Consider the following 896-nt stretch of genomic DNA (forward strand, 5'->3'; position numbering starts at 1 on the left):
GGTAGCCTAGATGATGGCCCAGTTCGGCGCCCAGGGCCCGCTCGATCAGGGCCTTCTTGAACGCCATCGAGGCCTCCTGAACCGCTTCGGCGGTCATGGGGCTCTTTACAAAATGGGCGATCAAGTCCTCGGGAATGGCCGGCAGCTCACGGCCGGCAGCCTGGCTGGTCTTGGTTTTGCGTGGCATGACATGCTCCTTGGGCGACATGTTATGCCCTAAACACAAAATTTCCGACAGGCACGTATTCGCCTCAAGCCCGGGGGGCCACCGCGCCCACGACGAAACCGCAAGGATCGGGAGACAGTAGCCATTCGCGCCGGTAACGGCAGATGCGTGAGCCACCACGGGCCATTGCCATCAGGGGCGCTATACTGAAACCAGTGCCATCCGCATTGGCAATGCCGTTCGCGCCGGTAGCGCCAGCAGTTTATTAGAACCGCCGCGCCCACCACGAATCCGCAACGTTCCCGATCCTGATAAGCCAGCCCCCCTGCAAGGGGTCGCTTTCTTTTGGTTACTTTTCTTTACGAGTAAAGAAAAGTGACACCTCCATGTGCCCAAGAGCCCGACACCACTCCGCCTTTAGGCCCTGCAGACCTGAATCGGGTCCCTGAAACGGCCAGAAATACCCTATGTCACCTCCATCACCCCATTCATAGTCTCATGCCCCGATCCACAAAAAATATCGCATAAAAACGCAAACGTACCCGCCGTCTTGGGTGTCGCGGCAACGCGCACCACCTGCCCCGGCGGCAGGTCCGCGCGAATCCCGAAGTCCGGCACGCTGAACCCCATGATCACATCCTGCGCTGTCAGCTCGAACACCACCGGCTCGCCGACGCGCAGTGCGATGTGGTTGGGCGTGAAGATGAATTTGCGCGCGTGCACCTTGATC

Annotated in this window: 1 protein-coding gene and 1 pseudogene; both read right to left on the reverse strand. The window is 59.7% G+C overall.

Annotated elements, in window-relative coordinates:
* Positions 1 to 187, reverse strand: a pseudogene (locus P3W85_RS35835) (IS256 family transposase); the annotation flags it as partial.
* Between the two features lie 444 nt (positions 188 to 631).
* Positions 632 to 896: cupredoxin domain-containing protein (locus P3W85_RS35840; protein WP_346430314.1), on the reverse strand; the 265-nt coding region annotated here is incomplete at its 5' end.

Source organism: Cupriavidus basilensis (assembly GCF_029335485.1).
GTDB classification, from domain to species: domain Bacteria; phylum Pseudomonadota; class Gammaproteobacteria; order Burkholderiales; family Burkholderiaceae; genus Cupriavidus; species Cupriavidus basilensis_E.